This window comes from Rhizobacter sp. P2_H2 (assembly GCF_056403375.1).
In genome coordinates this window covers 1-10,936 of record NZ_JBFUFP010000084.1, presented here as the reverse complement: position 1 = coordinate 10,936, position 10,936 = coordinate 1, and the positions used below count along the sequence as shown (strand labels likewise).

The window sequence follows — 10,936 nt, the reverse complement described above, 5'->3', positions numbered from 1 at the left end:
GCGCTGCCCTCGTGCACGATGCGGCCCTGGTGCATCACGTACGCGCGGTCCGACACCGCCAGCGCACTCTCGACGTTCTGCTCCACCAGCAGCACCGCCACCCCCTCCCGCTTCAGCCGCGTGACGGTCGCCATCACGTCCTGCACCACCTTCGGCGCGAGGCCCTGGCTCGGCTCGTCGAACAGCACCAGCCCCGGCGAGCCGATCAGCGCGCGCGAGATCGCCACCATCTGCATCTCGCCACCCGACAGGTTCTCGCACTCGCGGCCCATCAGGTACTCCATCGCCGAGAAGATCTCGAAGCACTCCTTCTCGCTCCACGCCCGGAAGCGCGTCTTCTTGCGCGCGATGGCGAGGTTGCGCGCCACCGTCAGCGTCGGGAAGATGCGCCGGTCGTCCGGTACCCAGCCGACGCCCATGCCGGCGATGCGGTGCGTCGGCACATGGGTGATGTCGGCGCCGTCGAAGCGCACGCTGCCGCGCTTCGGCGGCGTGAGCCCGAGGATCGAGCGCAGCGTCGTCGTCTTGCCGGCGCCGTTCGGCCCGAGCAGCGACACCACCTCGCCCGGCGCGATGCTCAGCGACACGCCGAACAGCGCCTGCGTCTCGGCGTAGAAGGTCTCGATGCCGTGGATCTCGAGGATCGCTGGCTGTTGCGTGGGTTGCGGTTTCAGGACGGCGCTCATGACAAGGTCCCCAGGTTCGAGCGTTGCACCCACGGGTTGTCGCGCAGCTGCGCCGGCGTGCCCTCGGCGATCACCTGGCCCCAATGGATCACGTTGATCTTGTCGGCCAGGCCGAACAGGAAGCGCATGTCGTGCTCGATGATCACGATCGTCAGCTCGCGCTTGAGCTGCGCGATGAGTTCGGCCACGCGCGCGGTGCCTTCGGCGCCCAGCCCGGCGGTCGGCTCGTCGAGGAACAGCAGCCGCGGGTCGGTCGCGAGCGCGACGCCGATCTCCAGCGCGCGCCGCTCGCCGTACGACAGCGCGCCGGCCATCGCCGAGGCCTTGGCCGCCAGCCCGACGCGGTCGAGCACCGCCATCGCCAGCGCACGGCCGCGGCTGAAGCGGCCGAGGTCGCGCCACATCGACAGGCCCTGCTCGCGCACCGCCGGCAGCGCGACCAGCACGTTGTCGAGCGTGGTCTCCTCGTCGAACAGGTTCATGATCTGGAACGAGCGCGACAGCCCGCGCCGCGCGATCTGCCGCGGCGACAGGCCGGTGATGTCCTCGCCGGCAAAGCGCACGCTGCCGCGGTCGGGCGTGTAGCGGCCGGTCAGCACGTTGAAGCAGGTCGTCTTGCCGGCACCGTTGGGACCCATGATCCCGGTGAGCTGCTTCTCCTCGAAGGCCAGCGTGATGCTTTCCAGCACCACCTGGTCGCCGAAGCGCTTGTGCAGTTGATGGGCTTCGAACAGGGCCACGGGTCAGGTCTCCTTCGGAGTGGCGAGCGTCGCGTTGGGCTGCGGCGGCGTGTGCTTGCGGGCCGCGCAGCGCGCGCGCCACGATTGCCACGCACCGGCCACGCCGTCCGGCTGGAACAGCACGACCAGGATGAACAGCAGCCCGTACCAGAGCAGCCAGGTCTCGGTGTAGGCGCCCAGCAGGTCTCTCGTCAGGATGAACACCAGCGCGCCGATCACCGGCCCCCAGAAGCTCACCAGGCCGCCGCCGATCAGCACCATCATCACGACGAAGCCGGAGTTGTGCAGGCTCATCACGTTCGGGTAGGCCGATTGCTGCGCCATCGCGAACAGCGCACCGGCCAGCCCGGCCACCGCCGTCGAGATGATGAAGGCCAGCCACTTGTAGAGCCACACCGGGTGGCCGACGAACGCGGCGCGCATCTCGTTCTGCTTGATCGCGCGCAGGATGCGGCCGAACGGCGAATGCACCAGCCGCCACAGCGCCGCCAGCACCAGCGCGAACACCACCAGCGCGAAGTAGAAGAAGGCCTCGTTGCTCTTCAGCGAGATGTCGACGAAACCGAGCGACAGGTCGGGCCGCCTGATGTTCAGCAGCCCGTCCTCGCCGCCCGTCACCGTGTGCCACTTGCCGGCGATGAACCAGGCCAGCTGCCCGAACGCGATCGTCAGCAGCGCGTAGTAGATGCCGCGCCGGTGCKAGATGAACGCGCCGACCAGGGCGCCCGCCAGTGCCGCGATGAGCACCGCGCCGAGCACGCCCAGCACCAGCCCGGCACCGCCGCGCAGCTGCAGCAGCCCGAACGCGTACGCGCCGATGCCGAAGTACGCGCCGTGCCCGAACGACGGCAGCCCGCCGTAGCCGAGCAGCAGGTTGTGGCCGAGCGCGAACAGCATCCAGATCATGATTTCCAGCGCCAGGTACTGGTAGAGCCCGACCTGGCTCAACCACAGCGGCGTGCTGGCGAGCACCGCCACCGTGATCAGGAGGGGTAGCGGGGCGAGCGGCGCGTGTCGTGTGGTGCTGAGCATGTTGGAACGCTGGGCAATGAACTGTGGACTCGCCGGAATATATGTTCTACAGTTTCCGAGCGCAAGAATGTTTGTTCCTATTGCGGGTCAGTGCTTCCCCCTAGACAGTTCAGCCTCATGAGTCCCATCTCCAGCTACGACGAATTGAAGGATGCGATCTCGCGCGCCTACCCGGAGCTTCCGGCGCAGCTGCAGCGCATCGCGCGCTTCGCGCTGGAGCGCCCGAACGAGCTCGCGCTCGGCACGGTGGCGGTGATCGCCGAGGCGGCGCAGGTGCAGCCGTCGTCGCTGATCCGCTTCGCCAACGCGCTGGGCTTCAACGGTTTCTCGCAGATGCAGCAGGTGTTCCGCGGCCACCTGGTCGAGCGCTCCGGCAGCTACCGCGAGCGCATCAACCAGCAGCGCCGCAGCGGCGACGGCGCGGCCAGCGGCGGCTTCCTGAACCAGTACGTGGCCGAGGCGATCGGCGAACTCGGCCACCTCGAAGACAGCGTGCGCGCGGCCGACGTGAAGGCCGCCGTGCAGCTGCTGTGCGCCGCGCGCCGCGTGCACGTGCTGGCGCAGCGGCGCGCGTTCCCGGTCGCCTGTTACCTCGCCTATGCGCTGAGCCAGCTGGAGCTCAAGGCCTACCTGCTCGAAGGCCTGGGCGGCATGCTGCGCGAATCGTTGCGCAACATCGCGCGCGACGAGGTGCTGGTGGTCACCAGCTTCCACAGCTACTCGCGCGACGTGATCGATGCCGCCGAGGCCGCGCAGCAGGCCGGCGTGCCGGTGATCGCGATCACCGACAGCGCGCTGTCGCCGCTGAAGCGTTCGGCGAGCGTCTGCTTCGAGCTCGGCCTCGCGTCCGACCAGGTGTTCCGCTCGCTCGTCGCGCCGCTGTGCCTGGCGCAGGCCATCGTCGTCACCACCGGGCACCGGCTCGCCGAATTGGCGGCCCGCCCCCGCACCCGACCCCGTCATTTGAATGGAGATGCTGCATGAGTGTCAGAGATTCCGCCCCGCCAACGGCCCGCGCGCTGGACCTGGTCTGCGTCGGGCGGGCCGCCGTCGACCTGTACGGCGAACAGCTCGGTGCGCGCCTGGAGGACGTGCAGACCTTCGCGAAGTACCTCGGCGGCTCGCCGGCCAACACCGCGGTGGGGGCGTCGCGGCTCGGGCTGCGCTGCGCGATGCTGAGCCGCGTCGGCGATGAGCACAACGGCCGCTTCGTGCGCGAGACGCTGGCCGCCGAGGGCGTCGACGTGTCGCAGCTGAAGACCGATCCGTCGCGGCTGACCGCGCTGGTCTTCCTCGGCCTGCGTGACCGCGACACCTTTCCGCTGGTGTTCTACCGCGACAACTGCGCCGACATGGGCCTGTGCGAGGACGATGTCGACCCGGCCGTGATCGCCGGCGCCCGCGCGCTGCTGATCTCGGGCACCCACCTGTCGCGCCCCGGCACGCGGGCCGCCTGCCTCGCGGCGATGCGTGCCGCGCGCGCGGCCGGCACGCGCGTCGTGCTCGACATCGACTACCGCCCGGTGCTGTGGGGCCTGACGGCGCCGGGCCTCGGCGAGCAGCGCTACATCGCGTCGGCCCACGTCAGCGCGCAGCTGCAGGAGATCCTGCCGCTGTGCGACCTGGTGGTCGGCACCGAGGAAGAGGTGCACATTGCCGGCGGCAGCGACGACAGCGCCACGGCGCTGCGCCGCATCCGCGCGCTGACGCCCGCGCTGATCGTGATGAAGCGCGGGCCGATGGGCTGCGTCGCCTACGACGGCGCGATTCCCGCGCGGCTCGACGACGGCGTCGCCGGCCCGGGCTTCCCGGTCGAGGTGTTCAACGTGCTGGGTGCCGGCGATGCCTTCATGGCCGGGCTGCTGCGCGGCTGGGTGCGCGACGAGCCGCTGCCGCAGGCGCTGCGCTATGCGAATGCCTGTGGCGCGATCGTCGTGTCTCGCCATGGCTGCGCGCCGGCCATGCCGAGCTGGGTCGAGCTGAGCCATTTCCTCGCGCACGGCTCGCGCCACCAGCGGCTGCGCGAGGACGCGAAGCTGGAGCAGCTGCACCGCGCGTCGACCCGCCACCGCCAATGGCCCGGCCTCGCGGTGCTGGCCTTCGACCACCGCTCGCAGTTCGAGGAGATCGCCGCCAAGCACGGCGCGCCGCGCGAGCGCATTCCGCAGTTCAAGGCGCTGGTCGCGCGCGCCGCGGCGCAGGGCCATGCGGCGGCACGCGCGGCGCACCCGCTGCGCCACCCGGGCCAGGCCTTCCCCGAGGCCGGCGTGATCCTCGATGGCCGCTTCGGCGAGCAGATCCTGCCGCCGCTGACCGGTGTCGGGCTGTGGGTCGCACGGCCGGTCGAACTGCCCGGCTCCCGGCCGCTGGATTTCGAGGACGGCTGCAACGTCGGCCTGGCGCTGCGCACCTGGCCGCAGGAGCACGTCGTCAAGTGCCTCGTGTACCACCACCCCGACGACGAGGCCGGGCTCGCGGCGCAGCAGGTCGCGAGCGTCGGCCTGCTGGCCCAGGCCTGCAACGCCACCGGCCACGAGCTGCTGCTGGAGGTGATCCCGCCGCGCGGCATGGCCACCGACGACGAGACGCTGGCGCGCGCGCTGCGCCAGTTCTATGCAGCCGGCATCCAACCCGACTGGTGGAAGCTGCCCCCGCCCGCCAGCGAGGCGGCGTGGCGCCACATCGAGGACGTGATCGCGTCGAACGACCCGCTGTGCCGCGGCGTGCTGCTGCTCGGCATGGAGGCGAGCGAGCAGGCGCTGCGCGAAGGCTTCCGCACGGCCGCCGCACGGCCGCTGTGCAAGGGCTTCGCGGTCGGCCGCTCGCTGTTCGCCGAAGCGGCGCACGGCTGGTTCGCCGGCACGCTGGACGATGCGGCCGTCATCGAGCAGGTGGCGGCGAGCTACCGGCGGCTGATCGAGTTCTGGACCGAGGCGCGGGCCGAAGCCGGCAGCGCAACGCTCGTCACGAATTTCTGAACATCGCACTGAACACCAACTCACCAGGAGAGAACGACATGACGACAGCAAGCAAGACCAAGGTGGGCTTCATCGGCCTCGGCATGATGGGCCACGGCATGGCGAAGAACCTGCTCGCCAAGGGCTTCGGCGTGAGCTTCGTGGTGCACCGCAACCGCGCCAACCTGCAGGACCTTCTCGATGCCGGCGCGACCGAGCAGCCGAGCCGTGCGGCGGTGGCGGAGACCAGCGACGTGGTCATCATCTGCGTCACCGGCTCGCCGCAGGTCGAGGAGATCGTCTACGGCAACCAGGGGCTGCTGGCCGCGGCCGGCAAGGGCCTGACGGTGATCGACACCTCGACCGCCGAGCCGGCCTCGACCGCGCGCATCCGCGCCGATTTCGCGGCCCGCGGCGTCGCCTTCATCGATGCGCCGCTCGCGCGCACGCCGAAGGAGGCCGAGGAGGGCCGGCTGAACACGATGGTCGGCGCCGAGCCGGCCGACTTCGAGCGCGTGCGGCCGGTGCTCGCGGCGTTCTGCGAGAACATCTTCCACGTCGGCCCGCCGGGGCACGGCCATGTGCTGAAGCTGATCAACAACATGCTCGCGATGACCACCGCGGCGGCCATCGCCGAGGCGGTGGCCACGGCCGCGAAGAGCGGGCTGTCGCTGCAGAAGCTGTTCGACGTGATCTCGGCCGGCGGCGTCAACTCCGGCATCTTCCAGATGATGCTGGGCAAGACGCTGCAGGGCGACCTGACCGGGCTGAAGTTCGCGATCGGCAATGCGCAGAAGGACCTGCGCTACTACACCCACCTGACCGAGATGCTGCCGACGACGAGCTTCGTCGCCGAGGCGGCGCACCAGAGCTTCGTGCAGGCCGGCAACCTGGGCCTGGGCGACAAGTTCATCGCGTCGCTGCTGGAGGCCCAGGAGAAGCTGAACAACGTGCAGATCATTCCGCGCTGATTTTTTCTGCGCCCGACAACCGGCGCGGACCCACCACAACAACCCTGGAGACAAGCATGGACAAGTCGACGAAAGAAGTTCAAGCGATCGATGCCGGCGCACCTGATGTCAGCGCACCTGACACCGGAAGGCGCAGCCTGCTGAAGGCGGGCGCCGTGGCGGCCGCCGCGCCGGCGGCCTTCTTCGGCCCGTGGGCGCACAACCGCGTCTGGGCCCAGGCGGCCACGGCCAAGCCGCTGGTCATCGGCCTGACGATGGACGCCTCCGGCCAGTACGGCGCGAGCGGCGGCGAGGAGCGGCTCGGCGCGATGATGGCGATCAAGGAGTTCAACGACAAGGGCGGCGTGCTCGGCCGGCGCATCGAGGCGCTGCACATGGACACCGAGACCACGCCGGCCTCGGGTTCGCGCATCGCGGAGCGCATGATCACGCGCAACGAGGTGGCCTTCCTGGTGGGCGCGCTGCACTCGGGCGTCGCGAACGCGATCTCGCAGGTCGCCCAGAAGTACGGCACGATCTTCCTGAACACCAACTCCAGCTCGCCGACCGAGGCCGGCAAGGACTGCCACCGCGTCAAGTTCGTCTGGGACGGCAACGGCACGAACTTCGCGCATGCGATCGTCAAGAACGCGATCAAGGTGAATGGCAAGAACTGGGTGCTGCTGACCAACGACTATGTGTGGGGCCGCACCACGTCGGCGGCGACGCGCGCGATCGTCGAGGCCAACGGCGGCAAGATCGTCGAGGAGCTGCTGGTGCCGCAGAACACCCGCGACTTCTCGTCGTACCTGCTGAAGCTGCAGCAGCTGAAGCCCAATGCGGTGGCGACCGCGATCGGCGGCGACGACATCAAGGCGCTGCGCCAGCAGGTCATCCAGCTCAACCTGCAGAAGAGCATGGCCTGGATCAACAACCAGCAGGACTGGCCGGACGTGTACGGGCTCGGTCCGGAATCGATCTTCGGCGTGTTCGGCACCACCTGGTACTACCGCCTCGACCTGCCGGGCGTGAAGGAGTTCGTCGCGGCCTACCAGAAGCAGTTCCCCGGCATGGCGATCAAGGTGCCGGGCAACGTCTATCACAACAGCTACATGGCCACGCGCGAACTGCTGCGCTGCGTGGAAGAGGCCGGCACCACCCAGAACATCGCGGTGATCAAGAAGCTGGAAGGCCGCAAGATGCCCGCGCGCGACCGGCTGCAGCACTTCGATGCGTGGATGGACCCAGTGACGCACCAGGTGCAGCAGACCATCTACATGGCGAGCTACAACGAGGCGCCGGCCGAGAAGGACGACATCTTCAAGATCCTGTCGAACGTGGATCCGAAGGAGGTCGTCGATGCCGATGCGCAGAAGACCYGCAAGCTCGAGAGCTACGACGCCACGCCCTCGTACCAGCAATGACGCACGCTCGCAGGCGCATGCTGCTCGGCGGGGCTGCGGCCGTCGCCGGCTTCAGTGGACCCTGGGCCCACCACCATGCGTGGGCCCAGGCGAAGCAGAGGAAGCCGCTGCTGATCGGCCTGGCCACCGACGACAGCGGGCAGTACGCCGCGAGCGGGCAGGACGAGCAGCTCGGCATGCGCATGGCGATCGCCGAGTTCAACGAGCGCGGCGGCGTGCTGGGCCGGCGCATCGAGACGGTGCACGAGAACACCGCCGGCGACCCGGTGGTCGCGGTCGCCGTGGCCGAGAAGATGATCCGCCAGCAGGAGGTGGCGTTCCTGATCGGCGGCGTGCATTCGGGCGTCGCGAGCGCGATGTCGCGCGTGGCGCAGAAGTACGGCTGCATCTACTTCAACAGCAACTCCAGCTCGCCGAGCGAGGCCGGTGCCGAATGCCACCGCGTCAAGTTCGTCTGGGACGCCAACGGCACCAACTTCTCGACCTCGGTGGTGAAGGGCGCGATGACCGGTTTCGGCCGCCAGTGGGCACTGGTGACCAGCGACTACCTGTGGGGCCACAACACCGCCAAGGGCATCCGCCGCATCGTCGAGGGCAACGGCGGGCAGGTCGTCGAGGAGCTGCTGGTGCCGCAGGGCACGCGCGATTTCGCGCCGGTGCTGGCCAGGCTGCGCCGGCTGAACCCCGGCGTGGTGGCCACCGCGGTGGGCGGCGACGACCAGAAGACGCTGCGCCAGCAGGTGCAGGAAGCCGGCATGGACCGCAGCGTCGGCTGGATCAACAACCAGCAGGACTGGCCGGACGTCTACGGCCTCGGCCGGCAGGCGCTGTTCGGCATCTTCGGCACCACCTGGTACTGGCGGCTCGGGCTGGCCGGCGTGCCGGAGTTCGTCGCGCGCTACCGGCAGGCCCATCCGGAATACCGGCTGAAGGTGCCCGGCAACGTGTTCTTCAACGGCTACATGGCCACGCGCGAGCTGCTGCGCGCGATCCAGCGCACCGGCACGACCAACAACCTGAAGCTGATCGCCGAGCTGGAGAACCTGCGCGTGCCGGCCGCCGAGCGCATGCAGCATTTCGACGCGTGGATGAACCCGCACACCCACCAGCTGCAGCAGACGGTGTACGTCGCCGCCTACAACTCGATGCCGACCCAGCCCGACGACCTGTTCCGCATCCTCGCGCGCATCCGGCCCGAAGAGGTGCAGGACGCCGAGAGCGCGCCCGCCTGCAAGCTCGAACCGCTGGCAGCAACGCCTTCGTACGAAACCTGAACCGCGAAAGACCATGGACACGCTGCTCTCACTCGTTCCCCACCTGGCCAACGGCATCACGCTGGGCCTGCTGTTCGCGCTGATCGCGCTCGGCTTCATGCTGATCGTCGGCGTGATGGAAACCATCAACCTGGCGCACGGCTCGCTGTTCGCGCTCGGCATGTACGTCGCGCTGTTCCTGCTGGCGCCCAGGCTCGGCTGGTTTCCCGAGGCGCAGGCGGCCTACATGGCGCTGCCGCTGGGCACGCGCTACGGCATCGCGCTGTTCGCGGCGCCCTTGGTGGTCGGGCTGGTCGGGCTGGTGCTCGAGGCCTGCCTGCGCCGCACCTACGGGCGCGACCCGCTGTACGGGCTGCTGCTCACCTTCGGCGCGGCGCTGCTGATCGAGGAGCTGATCCGCCTGGTGTGGGGCAGCAACGAGCAGCAGATGCCGCTGCCGCAGGCGATCTCGGGGGCGTTCCTGATGGGCGACCTGATCTATTCGCGCTACCGTGTGTTCGCGAGCGGCTTCGCGATCCTCGCGATCGCGGCGCTGTGGCTGTTCCTGGAGCGCACGCCGTACGGCGCGATCATCAAGGCCGGCGCGCACGACAGCGAGATGGTGCGTGCGCTCGGCATCAACCTGTCGCGGCTGCGCTCCGCGGTGTTCGCGCTCGGCGTGGCGCTGGCGGCGCTGGCCGGCGTCGTGATGGCGCCGATCTGGGGCATCCGGCCGCAGGTCGGCGTGGATGCGGTGGTGCCGGCCTTCCTGATCATCGTGCTCGGCGGCGTCGGCTCGCTGTGGGGCGCGGTGATCGCCGGGCTGCTGGTCGGGCTGGTCACCGGTCTCACGGGGGCGTATGCCTCCGAATGGTCGCTGATGTCGATGTACCTGCTGTTCATCGGCGTCGTCACGTTCCGCTCGCGCGGGCTGTTTGGAAAGAAGAGCGTGCTCGACACATGAAAGAACCCATGAAGGCAACTCTCGAAGGCAAGGTCGCGCTGGTCACCGGTGCCGGCGGCACGATGGGCCGCGCGGTGGTGGAGGCGCTGCGGCAGGACGGCTGCCGCGTCGCGATGGTCGACATCGCGCTCGGCTCGATGGATGCGCTGGTGGCGCGCCACGGCGAGCAGGTGCTGGCGGTGGCCTGCGACATCTCGCAGGCCGAGTCGGTGGCGGCGGCGCACCGGCAGGTGCGCGAGCGCTTCGGCGAGGTCGACATCCTGGTCAACAACGCCGGCGTGCTGTCGAACAACAAGATCGAGGCCACGTCGCTTGCCGAATGGCACCGCGTGCTCGGCGCCAACCTCGACGGCGCGATGCTGTGGTCGCAGGCGGTGGTGCCGGCGATGAAGGCGCGGCGCTGGGGCCGCATCATCAACACCAGCTCGCTGGCCGCGAAGACCGGCGGGCTGACGGCGGGTACCGCGTATTCGGTGTCGAAGGGCGCGATGAGTGCGCTGACCTTCTCGCTGGCGCGCGAGCTGGCGGCGCATGGCGTCACCGCGAACGCGATCGCGCCGGCCTACGTGCGCACGCCGATGGTGACCGAGCAGCTGAACGACGCGCAGCGGCAGGCGCTGCTGCAGCAGATCCCGGTCGGCCGCTTCTGCGAGCCGGAGGAGTTCGCGCATGCGGTGAGCTTTCTCGCGTCGCCGCTGTCGGGGTTCATCACCGGCGAGGTGCTCGATCAAAACGGCGGCCTGTTGATGGATTGACGCGATGACGACGACATCGAGCGGCGGGACGCTGGCCGACCTGTTCGGCCTGCAGGGGCGCGTGGCCTACGTGCCGGGTGGCTACGGGGGGATCGGGGAGGCGATCGCGCGCGCGCTGGTGGGGGCCGGCGCGCGCGTCGCGGTCTCGGGGCGCAGCGCGGACAAGGCCGAGAGC

10 protein-coding genes are annotated in these 10,936 nt (G+C 69.6%); 7 read left to right on the top strand and 3 right to left on the bottom strand.

What is annotated here, in order from left to right; genetic code table 11:
- The 3 genes from AC1D15_RS07925 to AC1D15_RS07915 all read right to left on the bottom strand — a co-directional run.
- Positions 1 to 686, bottom strand: a 686-nt coding sequence (locus tag AC1D15_RS07925; RefSeq protein ID WP_477825552.1) for an ABC transporter ATP-binding protein, incomplete at its 3' end; no start/stop codon positions are given.
- Positions 683 to 1,426 carry an ABC transporter ATP-binding protein gene (locus AC1D15_RS07920; protein ID WP_047506165.1) on the bottom strand — a complete coding sequence of 248 codons (744 nt, stop codon included), beginning with the start codon at positions 1,424 to 1,426 and terminating at the stop codon, positions 683 to 685. The genes AC1D15_RS07925 and AC1D15_RS07920, both read right to left, overlap by 4 nt.
- 3 nt (positions 1,427 to 1,429) lie before the next feature.
- Positions 1,430 to 2,458 (bottom strand): branched-chain amino acid ABC transporter permease, encoded by a 1,029-nt coding sequence (locus AC1D15_RS07915; RefSeq protein ID WP_477825551.1) that lies wholly within the window; start codon positions 2,456 to 2,458, stop codon positions 1,430 to 1,432.
- Between the two features lie 117 nt (positions 2,459 to 2,575).
- Between AC1D15_RS07915 and AC1D15_RS07910 the strand changes: the two genes are divergently transcribed.
- Genes AC1D15_RS07910 through AC1D15_RS07880 form a run of 7 tightly spaced genes read left to right on the top strand, consistent with a single transcriptional unit; the run spans position 2,576 to position 10,761 of the window.
- Positions 2,576 to 3,442: a MurR/RpiR family transcriptional regulator gene (locus AC1D15_RS07910; protein ID WP_047506167.1), complete on the top strand. Its 867-nt coding sequence runs from the start codon at positions 2,576 to 2,578 to the stop codon at positions 3,440 to 3,442.
- On the top strand, positions 3,439 to 5,436 hold the full coding sequence (locus AC1D15_RS07905) for a bifunctional 5-dehydro-2-deoxygluconokinase/5-dehydro-2-deoxyphosphogluconate aldolase (protein ID WP_477825550.1): 1,998 nt from the start codon (positions 3,439 to 3,441) through the stop codon (positions 5,434 to 5,436). The genes AC1D15_RS07910 and AC1D15_RS07905 overlap by 4 nt, the downstream gene beginning before the upstream one ends.
- Positions 5,382 to 6,386 carry an NAD(P)-dependent oxidoreductase gene (locus AC1D15_RS07900; RefSeq protein WP_477825553.1) on the top strand — a complete coding sequence of 335 codons (1,005 nt, stop codon included), beginning with the start codon at positions 5,382 to 5,384 and terminating at the stop codon, positions 6,384 to 6,386. The genes AC1D15_RS07905 and AC1D15_RS07900 overlap by 55 nt, the downstream gene beginning before the upstream one ends.
- Positions 6,387 to 6,442: 56 nt before the next feature.
- The gene (locus AC1D15_RS07895) at positions 6,443 to 7,789 is read left to right on the top strand and encodes an ABC transporter substrate-binding protein (protein WP_477825549.1); all 1,347 of its coding nucleotides are present in this window, start codon (positions 6,443 to 6,445) and stop codon (positions 7,787 to 7,789) included.
- Entirely contained in the window at positions 7,786 to 9,063 is a 1,278-nt protein-coding gene (locus AC1D15_RS07890; protein ID WP_477825548.1) for an ABC transporter substrate-binding protein, read from the top strand. Before AC1D15_RS07895 ends, AC1D15_RS07890 begins: the two co-directional genes overlap by 4 nt.
- Before the next feature lie 13 nt (positions 9,064 to 9,076).
- Positions 9,077 to 10,006 carry a branched-chain amino acid ABC transporter permease gene (locus AC1D15_RS07885; RefSeq protein ID WP_047506173.1) on the top strand — a complete coding sequence of 310 codons (930 nt, stop codon included), beginning with the start codon at positions 9,077 to 9,079 and terminating at the stop codon, positions 10,004 to 10,006.
- Between the two features lie 8 nt (positions 10,007 to 10,014).
- Positions 10,015 to 10,761: an SDR family NAD(P)-dependent oxidoreductase gene (locus AC1D15_RS07880; protein ID WP_465113366.1), complete on the top strand. Its 747-nt coding sequence runs from the start codon at positions 10,015 to 10,017 to the stop codon at positions 10,759 to 10,761.
- Positions 10,762 to 10,936 lie beyond the last annotated feature (175 nt).